The organism is Phenylobacterium sp. P4_E10 (assembly GCF_056401675.1).
Map to the genome: position 1 here is coordinate 224,825 of NZ_JBFUIW010000002.1, position 11,760 is coordinate 236,584.

At 68.3% G+C, this 11,760-nt stretch carries 13 protein-coding genes; 12 read left to right on the plus strand and 1 reads right to left on the minus strand.

The window, feature by feature from the left end; genetic code table 11:
* The first annotated feature begins 78 nt into the window (after nucleotides 1-78).
* The 12 genes from AC1DQJ_RS03160 to AC1DQJ_RS03215 all read left to right on the plus strand — a co-directional run bounded on the left by AC1DQJ_RS03160 (nucleotide 79) and on the right by AC1DQJ_RS03215 (nucleotide 10,237).
* Nucleotides 79-996 carry an SDR family oxidoreductase gene (locus AC1DQJ_RS03160; RefSeq protein ID WP_477600176.1) on the plus strand — a complete coding sequence of 306 codons (918 nt, stop codon included), beginning with the start codon at nucleotides 79-81 and terminating at the stop codon, nucleotides 994-996.
* A gap of 45 nt (nucleotides 997-1,041) precedes the next feature.
* Nucleotides 1,042-1,365 carry a hypothetical protein gene (locus AC1DQJ_RS03165; RefSeq protein WP_477600178.1) on the plus strand — a complete coding sequence of 108 codons (324 nt, stop codon included), beginning with the start codon at nucleotides 1,042-1,044 and terminating at the stop codon, nucleotides 1,363-1,365.
* A gap of 69 nt (nucleotides 1,366-1,434) precedes the next feature.
* On the plus strand, nucleotides 1,435-2,058 hold the full coding sequence (locus tag AC1DQJ_RS03170; RefSeq protein WP_477600179.1) for a TetR/AcrR family transcriptional regulator: 624 nt from the start codon (nucleotides 1,435-1,437) through the stop codon (nucleotides 2,056-2,058).
* A gap of 5 nt (nucleotides 2,059-2,063) precedes the next feature.
* Nucleotides 2,064-3,122 (plus strand): alpha/beta hydrolase, encoded by a 1,059-nt coding sequence (locus tag AC1DQJ_RS03175; RefSeq protein WP_477600181.1) that lies wholly within the window; start codon nucleotides 2,064-2,066, stop codon nucleotides 3,120-3,122.
* A complete protein-coding gene (locus AC1DQJ_RS03180) occupies nucleotides 3,103-4,080 on the plus strand; it encodes an NADPH:quinone oxidoreductase family protein (RefSeq protein ID WP_477600183.1) in 978 nt (325 codons plus the stop codon). Before AC1DQJ_RS03175 ends, AC1DQJ_RS03180 begins: the two co-directional genes overlap by 20 nt.
* Nucleotides 4,081-4,198: 118 nt before the next feature.
* The gene (gene map / locus AC1DQJ_RS03185) at nucleotides 4,199-4,945 is read left to right on the plus strand and encodes a type I methionyl aminopeptidase (protein WP_477600185.1); all 747 of its coding nucleotides are present in this window, start codon (nucleotides 4,199-4,201) and stop codon (nucleotides 4,943-4,945) included.
* Between the two features lie 77 nt (nucleotides 4,946-5,022).
* Nucleotides 5,023-5,157, plus strand: coding sequence for a 50S ribosomal protein L34 (rpmH, locus tag AC1DQJ_RS03190; RefSeq protein WP_056017364.1), 135 nt, complete (start codon nucleotides 5,023-5,025; stop codon nucleotides 5,155-5,157).
* Nucleotides 5,158-5,190: 33 nt separating this feature from the next.
* Nucleotides 5,191-5,592, plus strand: coding sequence for a ribonuclease P protein component (rnpA, locus tag AC1DQJ_RS03195; protein WP_477600187.1), 402 nt, complete (start codon nucleotides 5,191-5,193; stop codon nucleotides 5,590-5,592).
* A 12-nt stretch (nucleotides 5,593-5,604) separates the two neighbouring features.
* Entirely contained in the window at nucleotides 5,605-7,416 is a 1,812-nt protein-coding gene (yidC, locus tag AC1DQJ_RS03200; RefSeq protein ID WP_477600189.1) for a membrane protein insertase YidC, read from the plus strand.
* Nucleotides 7,413-8,063: a ribosome biogenesis GTP-binding protein YihA/YsxC gene (gene yihA, locus AC1DQJ_RS03205; RefSeq protein WP_477600191.1), complete on the plus strand. Its 651-nt coding sequence runs from the start codon at nucleotides 7,413-7,415 to the stop codon at nucleotides 8,061-8,063. The genes yidC and yihA overlap by 4 nt, the downstream gene beginning before the upstream one ends.
* A 205-nt stretch (nucleotides 8,064-8,268) precedes the next feature.
* Entirely contained in the window at nucleotides 8,269-9,411 is a 1,143-nt protein-coding gene (locus tag AC1DQJ_RS03210; RefSeq protein WP_477600193.1) for an acyl-CoA dehydrogenase family protein, read from the plus strand.
* A gap of 79 nt (nucleotides 9,412-9,490) precedes the next feature.
* On the plus strand, nucleotides 9,491-10,237 hold the full coding sequence (locus AC1DQJ_RS03215) for a Crp/Fnr family transcriptional regulator (protein ID WP_477600195.1): 747 nt from the start codon (nucleotides 9,491-9,493) through the stop codon (nucleotides 10,235-10,237).
* A 159-nt stretch (nucleotides 10,238-10,396) separates the two neighbouring features.
* On the opposite strand, the gene AC1DQJ_RS03220 is transcribed toward AC1DQJ_RS03215, so the two are convergent.
* A complete protein-coding gene (locus AC1DQJ_RS03220) occupies nucleotides 10,397-11,656 on the minus strand; it encodes a Xaa-Pro dipeptidase (protein ID WP_477600459.1) in 1,260 nt (419 codons plus the stop codon).
* Nucleotides 11,657-11,760 lie beyond the last annotated feature (104 nt).

The following is an 11,760-nucleotide window of genomic DNA, read 5'->3' on the forward strand; positions in this document are numbered from 1 at the left end:
TTTCGTTGTCCGGCTACGCCACTTGACCGACGCGGCGTCAGGCCGCGCGCACTCGCCTCAACGACAGGAGGAAGCGCGATGGCCCAGCTCTCGATGGACGACCTGATGTTCAAGCCCGGCCTGATGACCGGGGAACGCATCCTGATCACCGGCGGCGGCACCGGCCTTGGCAAGGCAATGGCCGAGGCCTGCCTGATGCTGGGGGCGGAGGTCTATATCTGCGGCCGCCGTGGCGGCGTGGTGGAGGCCACTGCGGCGGAGCTGACAGCGGCGCACGGCGGCAAGTGCGTCGGCCTGGCCTGCGACATCCGCGTGCCGGAAGCGATCAGCGAGATGCTCGATACGATCTGGTCCGACGGCGGGGCGCTCACCGGCCTAGTCAACAATGCCGCCGGCAACTTCATCAGCCGCACCCAGGACCTGTCGCCGCGCGCCTTCGACGCCATCGCCAACATCGTGTTCCGCGGCGCGTTCTTCGTGACGCTCGACTGCGGCAAGCGTTGGATCGCCGAAGGCCGGCCGGCCTCGGTGGTCTCGATCCTCACCACCTGGATCTGGAACGGCGGGCCGTTCACGGTGCCCTCGGCGATGTCCAAGGCCGGCATCGCCACCATGAGCCAGTCGCTGGCGGTGGAGTGGGGCGACCACGGCATCCGCTTCAACAACATCGCACCAGGGCCCTTCCCGACCGAGGGCATGAGCGCGCGGCTCAACCCGGGCCAGGGCGAAGAGACGGGCGGCGCCTATTCCGACATGAGCGGCAACCCGATGGGACGGGTCGGGGACATGCGCGAACTGGCCAATCTGGCGGTCTATCTGCTGCATCCGCTGTCGGCCTATGTGAACGGCCAGACCATCGCCATCGACGGGGCCTCCTGGCAGGCCTCAGGCGGCAACTTCTCGCGGCTGCGGGGCTGGACCGACGATCAGTGGAAGGCGGCGCGCGAGGCGATCCAGGCGACCAACGCCAAGGATCGGGCCGCGCGGACCGTCTGATCATGGTTAACCAGACCTTAAACCGCACCGGCCCAGGACTTGGCCATGCGCGCGCTTCCCATCCTGCTCGGCCTCGTGCTCGCCTCCGCCTGGCCGGCCGGGGCCCAGCAGGCCCTGCGCGGGCCTGTGAGCGCGGCCAAGACCCCGGCCGCAGCGCAGCCGGCCTCCCCCACCCTACCGGCCCTGCTGGCCCCGCTGGCGAAGCCCTCGAGCGCCGACGCCGACCAGTGCCGGCTCAACTGCGCCAGCGGCTACTACTTCTGCCTCTCGACCGAGACGGCGGAGGACTGCGCGCCGAGCTGGATGCAATGCCGCTCGGCCTGCGAAGCGCCAACCCGGCGACAGGTCATCTCCTCGATCCGCCCCTGACGCGAGATCGTTTGGATTTTGCTCCGGCCTGGTCCTAATATGACGCGCGTCACCTTTTTCGAGTCAGACATGTCCGAAGTCGCCTATCTTCCCGCCGGCAAGCGCGAACTGACCAAGGTCGCCAACCGGCAGGCCATTCTAGACGCGGCGCGCGAGGTGTTCGGCGACATGGGCTATGAGACGGCGACGGTGCGCGACATCATCCGCCGCACCGGGCTCGCGGCCGGGACGTTCTACAACTACTTCAAATCCAAGGACGAAGTTTACCTGGCCCTGGCCAGCGAGGGCGCCCGCCAGTTCGCGCCGCTGCTGAAGGCCCAGCGCGCCCAGTCGGCCAACTGGGAAGAGTTCGTCCACGCGGCCATCGAGGCCTATTACCTGTTCATAGCCGACGCTCATCGGAGCTGGCTCAGCCAGCGCCCGCCCGGCGAGACCCAACCGCACGTTCACGGCGAGACGCCGGAAATGGCGGCGGTGTTCAACGAGGTGCGCGAGGCGATCGTCGAGGAGATCGCCCGCGGCGGCGCCCCGGCCGCCGACCCGGATTATCTGGCCGCCTCCTGCATCGCCATCGCCCGCGACGTCGGCGAGAAGATGCTGGCCCGCCGGCCGATCGACACCAAGGGCGCGACCGCGTTCGCGGTGGCGATGATCCAGGGCGGACTGAAGGGCCTGCAGCAGGGCGGAGCCTGACGCGCGTGGCTGACGGCTCAGTTCAGCGCGTTCTGGCCCGCACCATCCTATCCCTGCCATCGCCCGTGCTGCGGCTGATGTCCGGCGGCGCGGCGGTCTATCGCGGCGGCCGCACCCTGGACCCGCGCTTCCAGTTCATGGCGGCGCAGGCGGCGCGGATGCCGGCCATGACCGCGATGAGCCCAGAGGAGGCCCGGCGCAGCACCACTGAGGGCGGCAAGATCTATGGCGGCCGGCCGGAACTCGGCGTCAGCAGCGAGCCGCTCTCGATTCCGGTCGGCGAGCGGAGCATCACGGCGCGGGTGTATCGACCCGAGGGCCAGGACCCTGCGGCGCCGGCCATCGTCTTCGCCCACTTCGGCGGCGGAGTGATCGGCGACCTGGACACCAGCCACGCGTTCTGCGGCATCCTCGCAAAGGTTTCGCGGGCGCCGGTGATCTCGGTGGAGTACCGGCTGGCGCCGGAGCACCGCTTCCCCTCCGGACTGGACGACGTGCTGAGCGCCTACCGGTACGTCCGCGACCACGCCGACCGCTTCGGCGCGCCAGCCGGCCACGCGGTGATCGGCGGGGACTCGATGGGCGGCAACTTCACCGCCGTGGTCTGCCAGGAGCTGCGCCGCAACGGCGAGCCGCAGCCGGACCTTCAGCTGCTGATCTACCCTTGCGTGGACGTCGCCAGCGAAACTCAGTCGATGACCACCTATGCCGAGGCCTTCCCCTTGTCGCGGGCGACGATGGACTGGTTCATGGGTCACTACATGGGCCCGGAAGCCGACCCGGCCGATCCGCGCCTGTCGCCGATCCGCGAACAGAACCTGGCCGGCCTGGCGCCGGCCGTGGTGGTGACCGCAGGCTTCGACCCGCTGGTCGACCAGGGCGAGGCCTATGCCAAGCGCCTGCAGGCGGCGGGCGTGCCGGTGGCCTATCGCTGCTACGAGAGCCTGGCCCACGGCTTCACCGCCTTCACCGGCGTCGTGCCGTGCGCGGACGTGGCCTGCCGGGAGATTGCGGGCATGGTCCGCGAAGGCCTGGAGGGACGGATTGCGCGCACTGTTGGTTGAGGACCTTGCCCCCGACTACGGCGGCTGCATCCTGAAGGAGATCGACACTCCGGCCCCCGCGCCCGGCGAGGTGCAGATCAGGGTGAAGGCCGCGGCGGTCAACTTCCCCGACCTGCTGCAGACCCGCGGCGAGTACCAGCACAAGCCGCCGCTGCCGTTCATCCCGGGCATGGAGATCGCCGGCGAGGTCAGCGCCCTGGGCGAGGGCGTCAGCCAGTTCCAGCTCGGCGACTCGGTGGTCGGCGGGGCGCGGATCGGCGGGTTCTCGGAGTACGCGGTGACCCCGGCGGCGGCGCTGCGCAAGAAGCCGGACGGCCTCTCGTTCGGCCAGGCGGCAGGTTACGCCACAGCCTATCTGACCGCCTATGTCTCGCTGGTGCGCCGCGCCCAGGTCGAGGCCGGCGAGTGGGTGTTGGTCCACGGCGCGGCCGGCGGGGTCGGGCTGGCGGCGGTGGACCTGGCCAAGCATCTCGGCTGCAAGGTCATCGCGGCCTCGGCCTCGAACGACAAGCTGGCCGTGCTGCAGGCCGAGTACCAGCCCGACGCGGTGGTCAACGTCACGGGCGGCTTCCGCGAAAAGGTCAAGGAAATCACCGGCGGACGCGGAGCCGACGTGATCTACGACCCCGTCGGCGGCGATGTGTTCGACGAGAGCATCCGCTGCATCGCCTTCAACGGCCGCATCCTCTCGATCGGCTTCACCTCCGGCCGCCAGCCGGTGCTGCCGGTCAATATCGCGCTCATCAAGGGCTTCTCGGTGATGGGCGTACGGGCCGGCGAATACGGCCGCCAGTTCCCCGAGAAGGGCCGCGAGAACCAGGCCGCTATCTGGGCCCTGGCCGACAAGATGAAACCCCGCGTGGACAAGGAGTATCCGCTGTCCGAGTGGCGCGCGGCGTTCGACTCCCTGGCCCAGCGCAAGGTGGTCGGCAAGACCATCGTGCGGCCCGACCTCTAGGGCGGCGGGAAGCCGAGGGGCGGTCAGACACATAATTCGCCGAATGGGCGCTGCGCCGTCCCCGGAGCGGCCACAATCGCCTATATGACTGCTGCCGCAGCGACGGAGAGCAGGCGCGATGACGATCGAGAAGGAAGACGAACTCGAGGGCCTCAAGGCCGCCGGCCGGCTCGTCGCGCGCACATTGGAAGCCATGGGCCAGGCCCTGGAGCCAGGCATCACCACCCGCGAGCTCGATCAGCTGGGCCGCAAGATGCTGGAGCTGGAGGGGGCCCGCTCGGCGCCCGAGCTGACCTACAACTTCCCCGGCGCGACCTGCATCTCGGTCGGCCCCGACTGCGCCCACGGCATTCCCGACGACCGCCGCATCGAGGCCGGGGATCTGGTCAATATCGACGTCTCGGCCGAACTGAACGGCTTCTTCGGCGACACCGGGGCGAGTTTCGCCGTGCCGCCGGTCAAGCCGAACATCGAGCGCCTGTGCCGCGACGGCCGCCGCGCCATGTGGGCGGGCATCCGCGCGGTGCGCCCGGGCGGCAAGCTCAACGAGATCGGCAAGGCCATCCAGGGCTTCGCCGACAAGAACGGCTATTCGCTGGTGACCAACCTGGCCAGCCACGGGGTCGGCCGCTCGCTGCATGACGACCCCGGCGAGATCCCGACCTGGTGGGAGCCGGGCGACCGCCGCCGCATCCACGAGGGCCTGGTGTTCACCATCGAGCCGTTCCTGTCGCTGGGCGCCGACTGGGTGGAGGAAGGCGACGACGGCTGGACCCTGACCCCGCCCGGCCACGAGCCGACCGTGCAGTACGAGCACACCCTGGTGGCCACCAAGCGCGGGCCGGTGATCCTCACCCTGGCCTAAAAGGCGCCTGAGGTGGTTGACTCCTCCCCTCGCCTCCCTTAGGAACCGCCCCTCAATTTTATACCGGAGCTAATCTCGTGAAGCGGACTTTCCAACCGTCCCGACTGGTGCGTGCACGCCGTCACGGTTTCCGCGCGCGCATGGCGACCAAGAACGGCGCCAAGATCGTGGCTCGCCGTCGCGCCAAGGGCCGCAAGCGTCTGACTGCCTAAGACGTCCAACGTCTTAAGGGATAAGGTGTCGGCATGACCGACGCCCCTACAGTCATTGAGCGCATCCAAAAGCGTTCAGACTTCCTCGCCGCCGCGCGGGCGCCTTCGTGCGCCAAGGGCGCGGTGGTGATGCAGGCCCGTCACCGGGCCGACGATTCCTCCAGGATTCGTGTCGGATTCACCGCCACCCGCAAGATCGGGGGAGCGGTCGTGCGCAATCGCGCCAAGCGCCGGCTGCGCGCCGCAGCACAGGCGCTTTTGCCGCAACTCGGCAGACCCGGCTTTGACTATGTTTTGATCGCCCGTAACGGCGCGCCCACCCGGGCGTGGCCGCGTTTGCTTGACGATGTGAAAACCGCGCTGATAAGCCTCGCGGCCGAAAGCGACAGCCCGTCCCGCGCCGCCTCGCAGCGCGCCCCTTCTCCCTCCGCCTGAGCGCGCGTCCCTATGCAAGAGAACAACAACCGCAACACGATCATCTTCGTGATCGCCGCGGTGGCTATCCTGATCGCGTACCAGTTCTTCGTGCTGGAACCGGCCACCAAGAAGCGCAATGCCGAGATGGCCCGCCAGAAGGCGGCGGTCGCGGAGTCGCAAGGCTCCGTCGCCCCCAACGGCGTGGCGGTTCCCGGCGCGGTCCCGGGCACGGTCGTGGTGCCGCGCCAGCAGGCGGCGGCCGCCAGCCCGCGTGCGGCCATCGACTCCCCGGCCCTGGCCGGATCGGTGTCGCTGCGCGGCGCGCGGATCGACGACCTGTTCCTGAAGAACTACCGCACCACGGTGGCCAAGGACTCGCCGCCGGTTGAGCTGCTGCGCCCCGAGGGCGCCAAGCACGCCTTCTTCGCCGAATTCGGCTGGACCGGCTCCAACCTGCCCGGCCTGCCCACCGCCGACACCGTCTGGCAGGTGGTTGAGGGCTCGACCCTCGCCCCCGGCAAGCCGCTGACCCTGCGCACCACCAACGGCCAGGGCCTGACCTTCACGCGGAAGATCGAGCTGGACGACAAGTTCATGTTCACGGTGACCGACACCGTGGCCAACCTCGGCGCCGGGACGGTGACGGTCGCGCCGTACGCCTCGGTCCAGCGCCAGGGCATTCCGTCCGAACTCGGCCGCACCCAGATCGTCCACGAGGGCGCTATCGGCTGGCTCGACGGCGAGCTGCGCCAGGTGAAGTACGGCAAGTGGCTGAAGGAAGGCGGCGGCCCGTCGCTGTCGTCCGTCGGCGGCTGGACCGGCATCACCGACAAGTTCTGGCTGACGGCGCTGATCCCGGCCCAGGACGAGCACATCCAAACCCAGTTCCGGGTCACCCGCGCCGGGCCGACCGACATCTTCGAAGCCAACTATGTCGGCCGCCCGCACGTCATTCCGGCCGGCAAGCAGATCACCCAGACCACCCGGCTGTTCGCCGGCGCCAAGACCGTGCCGGTCCTGAAGGACTACGAGAAGGCGCTGGGCGTGCCGCACCTGGACATGGCCGTGGACTGGGGGAACTTCTGGTTCATCACCCGGCCGATGTTCATGCTGCTGGACTACTTCTACCGCCTGGTCGGCAATTTCGGGATCGCCATCCTGCTGCTGACCGTGACGGTAAAGCTGCTGTTCTTCCCGCTGGCCAACAAGAGCTACGAGTCGCTCACCAAGATGAAGAAGGTGCAGCCGCAGGTCGAAGCGCTGCGCACCAAATTCAAGGAAGACCCCGCCAAGCAGCAGCAGGAGCTGATGGCGCTCTATCAGCGCGAGAAGATCAACCCGCTGACCGGCTGTCTGCCGATGCTCGTGCAGATTCCGGTGTTCTACGGCCTCTACAAGGTGCTGACGGTCACCATCGAAATGCGGCACGCGCCGTTCTTCGGCTGGATCCAGGACCTGTCGGCCAAGGACCCGCTGACCATCTGGAACCTGTTCGGCCTGCTGCCCTACAACCCGGCGACCATCCCGCTGCTCGGGCCGATCCTGAACTCGGACCTGCTGCACCTGGGCCCGCTGGCCCTGCTGTACGGCCTGACCATGTTCCTCTCGACCGCCATGAACCCGCCGCAGCCCGATCCGGTGCAGCAGAAGATCTTCCAGTTCATGCCGATCATGTTCACCTTCATCATGGCCCCGTTCGCGGTCGGCCTGTTGATCTACTGGAGCTGGTCGAACATCCTGACCATCCTCCAGCAGTACGTGATCATGCGCCGGTTCAAGGTCGACAACCCGATCGACCAGATCATCGCCAAGGTGACCGGCAAGCCGCGAGAAGTCGGGTGAGCGAGGACCCGCTCTTCACCGAGGACCAGCTGGAGGAGGCGCGCGTGCTGTTCGCGCGGCAGGCCAGCTTCCTGATGGGGGCGGTCTCGATCGACGGCCTGCCAGCGGGCGACCTGCCCGAGGTGGCCTTCGCCGGCCGCTCCAACGTCGGCAAGTCGTCGCTGATCAACGGCCTGGTCGGCCACAAGGGCCTGGCCCGAGCGTCGAACGAGCCGGGCCGCACCCGGGAGCTGAACTTCTTCATGCTGGACGATCGGCTGCGGCTGGTCGACCTACCCGGCTATGGCTGGGCCAAGGCCTCGAAAACCACGGTGAAGAAGTTCCAGAATCTGGGCCGCGACTTCCTGCGCGGCCGCGCCAATCTAAAGCGCGCCTACCTGCTGATCGACGCCCGCCACGGCCTGAAGGACGTGGACAAGGAGCCAATGGACGCCTTCGACAAGGCGGCGGTCTCCTATCAGATCATCCTGACCAAGGCCGACAAGCTAAAGCCCGCCGAGGTCGAGGCGGTGCGGCTGCAGACCGAAGCGGCGATCAAGAAGCGTCCAGCGGCGTTCCCGCGGGTGCTGGCCACCTCCTCCGAGAAGGGGACCGGCCTGCCTGAGCTGCGGGCCGAGATCATGTCCGCCTGCGAGATTTCGCTCTGAGCTAGCTGCTCCCCCCGCTGGGGGAGCCGTCAGCCCGCTGGCTGACTGACGGGCCTTGCCCAACGATTGCAATCCCCCTCCGTCGCGCTACGCGCGCCACCTCCCCCAGTGGGGGAGGATCTGAGGTCGCGCTGACGCGGGGTCACGCTTTTCGCTGGGCGGGCTGCGTGGAACAACGGGGCCAGGATAGATCCAGGACATCCCCATGCTGACCACCGCCGGCCGCACGGCCTATGACGCCGATCTCGAGCTGTTCCGCGATCAGGTGCGCAAGTTCTTCGACAAGGAGCTCTATCCGAACCTCGACCGCTGGGAGGACGAGGGCATCGTCGATCGGGAGTTCTGGAGGGCTTATGGCGCGGCCGGGCTGCTGTGCCCGCAGGTCCCGGCGGAGTACGGCGGGCTGGAGCTGGACTACCGGTTCAACGCGGTGATCGGCGAGGAGCTGGCCTATGCCGGGTGCTCGGCCGGGGTCACCCTGCAGTCGGACATCACCGTCGACTATCTGATCAACTACGGGTCCGAGGAGCAGAAGCGCAAGTTCCTGCCGGGCATGGTCTCGGGCGAGATCATCACAGCCATCGCCATGACCGAGCCAGGCGCCGGCTCCGACCTCCAGGGCGTGAAGACCACCGCCAAGCGCGACGGCAACCACTATGTGATCAATGGCAGCAAGACCTACATCACCAATGGCCAGAACGCCGACGTGGTGATCGTGGTCGCCAAGACCGACCCGGCCCTGGGCTCCAAGGGCATCTCGCTGATCCTGGTCGAACGGGGGGCCGAGGGCTTCGAGCGCGGCCGCAACCTGGACAAGGTGGGGCAGAACTCGGCCGACACCTCCGAACTGTTCTTCAACGACGTGCGCGTGCCGATCACCAACTGCCTGGGCGAGGAAGGCCGCGGCTTCGCCCACCTGATGAACCAGCTGCCGCAGGAGCGCCTGCAGATCGCGGTCGGGGCCCAGGCCGGCGCCCAGCGCGCCTTCGACGAGGCGGTGAAGTTCACCAAGGAGCGCAAGGCGTTCGGCCAGTCGATCTTCGACTTTCAGAACACCCGCTTCACCCTGGCGGCGCTGAAGACCAAGCTGCAGGTCGGCTGGGCGCACCTGGACTGGGCGATCAAGCGGCACGTGGTCCGCGAGCTGACCGCCGCCGAGGCTTCGGCGGCCAAGCTGTTCCACACCGAACTGCAGTGGGAAGCATGCGACACCGCCCTGCAATTGCATGGGGGCGCCGGCTACATGAACGAGTATCCTATCGCCCGGCTGTGGCGAGATGCGCGGGTGCAGCGGATCTATGGCGGCACCAGCGAGATCATGAAGGAAGTCGTCGCGCGGACGATCTGACCGAAGGGTCGGCAAGCCGACAGCCGGACTTGGGGCGCCGTAGTACGGCTTGGCCGTGCCCGCGGCCGGGAGATCGCGCATGAGCATCGTCGACGAACCACACAAGCCGGCGGCCATTGTCCCGCGAGCGGCCAACCGGCTGCTGGCGGCGACGGCGGCCCGCGACTACGCGCAGATCGAGCCGCAGCTGGACGTCGTGCTGCTGGACCGCGGACAAGTGCTGTTCGAGCCTGGCGACGACGTGGTCACTACCTACTTCCCGGCCCACCGGACCATGGTCTCGCTGCTGATCGTCACCCGCGACGGGCATGAGATTGAGGCCGCCACCATCGGCCGAGAGGGCGCGGTCGGCGGGATTGTCAGCGAGGGCAACAAGCCGGCTTTCGGGCGGGCGGTGGTGCAGATCGCCGGCTCGGCCCTGGCCATTCCGACCAAGGCGCTGGAGAGCATCAAATGCACGTCGCCGAGCTTCGGCGAACTGTTCGCGCGCTATGCCGACGCCCTGCTCGCCCAGATGATGCAGTCGGTGGCCTGCAACGCCCTGCACTCGATCGAGGAGCGCTGCTGCCGCTGGCTGCTGGCCACCCACGACCGGGCGGGCGAGCAGATCATTCAGCTGACCCAGGAGGCGCTGGCCGAGATGCTCGGCGTCCAGCGGACCACCATCAACGGCGTGATTCAGTCGCTGGAGGCCAAGGGCCTGCTGCGGCCGCACCGCGGGCGGGTGGAGATCATCGACCGCCCAGGCCTCGAGCGCGCCGCCTGCGAGTGCTACGCCGCCGTCGAGGCCCACTTCCAGAAGATGCTGCCGCAGGTGGCGCTGTAGGCGAGCCCAGTTCCTCCCCCAGCGCGCAGCGCGATTTGGGGGAGGTGGCGCGTCGCTCTTCGGCGACGTGACGGAGGGGGCTGGAGCCACGGATGAAGTGGTCAAAGTCCCCCTCAGTCAGCTTCGCTGCCAGCTCCCCCAGAGGGGGAGCATCTGAGGTTATGGCGCCTTGACCACCTCGCCGCCCTTCATGACGAAGACCGGCTTCTGCAGCACGGTGACGTCGGCCAGCGGGTCCCCAACGACGCCGACCAGATCGCCATAGGCGCCGACCGCCACGCGGCCGACGTCCTTCTCCTGGCCAAGCGCCTGGGCGGCGTTGACGGTGGCGGCCTGGATCGCCTGCAGCGGCGTGGCGCCATAGCGAACCATGACGGCGAACTGCTTGGCGTTGTCGCCGTGCGGATAGACCCCGGCGTCGGTGGAGTAGATCTGCTTCACGCCGGCCTTCAGGCTCTTGCCGAAGTTCTGGCGCTGGATCTCCCCGATGTCGCGGTCCTTCTGGAGGTTCTCCTCCAGCACGCCGTTCTTCTTGCCCTCGGCCTGGGTGTAGTCGGTGTTGTAGATGTCCATACCGAAGTAGGTCCCGTGCTGGACCGCCAGCTTGATCCCCTCGTCGTCGACCAGGCTGGCATGCTCGATGGTGTCGATGCCGGCCAGGATCGCGGCCTTGATGCCGGGCGCGCCGTGGGCGTGGGCGGCGACCTTCATGCCGGCCATGTGCGCCTCCTCGGCGACGACCTTCATCTCCTCGAGGGTCATCTGCTGGGCGCCGGGCGCATCGCCGCGCGAGAACACCCCGCCGGTGGCGCAGATCTTGATCACCTGGGCGCCGTACTTGCGCAGGGCGCGGACCGAGCGGCGGGCCTCGTCTGGGCTGTCGGCGTTGTAGGGCGACTTCTGGTCCATCGAGGGCGGGAAGAAGGTTTCGTCGCAATGGCCGCCGGTGGCCCCGAACGAATAGGCGGCGGTGACGATGCGCGGCCCGGCGATGAAGCCGTTATCGATCGCCTCGCGCAGGCCGACGTCGCCGTAGAAGGCCGAGCCGACGTTGCGCACGGTGGTGAAGCCGGCTTCCAGCGTGTCCTTGGCGTGGCGCGTGCCGATCGCGGTCCAGTAGGCGTCGGAGAACTGGTAGCCGGTGTAGCCGCCATAGAGCGGCGAGGAGGTCAGGTGCACGTGCATGTCGATCAGGCCGGGCAGCAGGGTCACGCCCGGCAGGCTGACCTGGACCGCGCCGGCGGGGACCACCTCGCCCTGGCGGCCGACTGAGACGATCCGGCCGTCGGTGACCACCACCAGCGGCTTGTCGGCGACCTTGCCGGTGGCTGGATCAATCAGGCGATCGGCGCTGACCGCGACGGTGACGGCCTGCGCAGGCAGGGCGAGCGAAGACGCCGCGAACGTGGCGGCGAGCAGGACTGAACGCAATGGAATCCCCCAGGACTAGTCGTGGCGGGACGCTAGCACGGCCAGCCGGCGCGTCGAGGCGGTGACAGGGGCTCTGCGGTCCGCTATCGGAG